This window comes from Propionicimonas sp. T2.31MG-18, assembly GCF_964266745.1.
In the GTDB taxonomy this organism is placed as follows: domain Bacteria; phylum Actinomycetota; class Actinomycetes; order Propionibacteriales; family Propionibacteriaceae; genus Propionicimonas.
In genome coordinates this window covers 1-451 of sequence record NZ_CAXWGX010000011.1, presented here as the reverse complement: position 1 = coordinate 451, position 451 = coordinate 1, and the positions used below count along the sequence as shown (strand labels likewise).

General features: G+C 66.7%; 1 protein-coding gene. It reads left to right on the top strand.

Annotated features, from left to right (window positions below; all coding sequences use genetic code 11):
- A partial coding sequence (locus tag ACFQQJ_RS04855; RefSeq protein ID WP_377104686.1) for a hypothetical protein occupies nt 1-293 on the top strand: 293 nt, incomplete at its 5' end.
- Nucleotides 294-451 lie beyond the last annotated feature (158 nt).

Below are 451 nucleotides of genomic sequence, written 5' to 3'. Positions count from 1 at the left end.
ACATCTCGCTGGAAGTGGTCACCCCGTCCTCGGCCAACCCGTCGACGCTGAACGCCGATGCGGGCGTGACCGCGACGCTGACCGGCGCGATCACCACCGGCACCGGCGCGGGCGTGGATCCCAGCCAGGACCTGGTCATCGGCGGCCAGGGCACGATCATCCTCACCAACACCGCCAACAACTGGCTGGGCACCACCACGATCAAGTCGGGCGCGACGCTCCAGGGGGCGAGCGACACGATCTCGGGCTCCGCGATCGTCAACAACGGCACCCTTGCCTATCAGCAGGCCTAGAGCGGTACCGTCACGCAGAACATCACCGGCAACGGCTATGTGAGTGTGAGCGGCCTGGCGGCGGGCAACGCCCTCACCTTCTCGGGCACCAACAATCTCAACGGCACCTTCATGGTGTCCGACGGGTCGAACATCGCGATCAGCGGCGCGACGAGCAC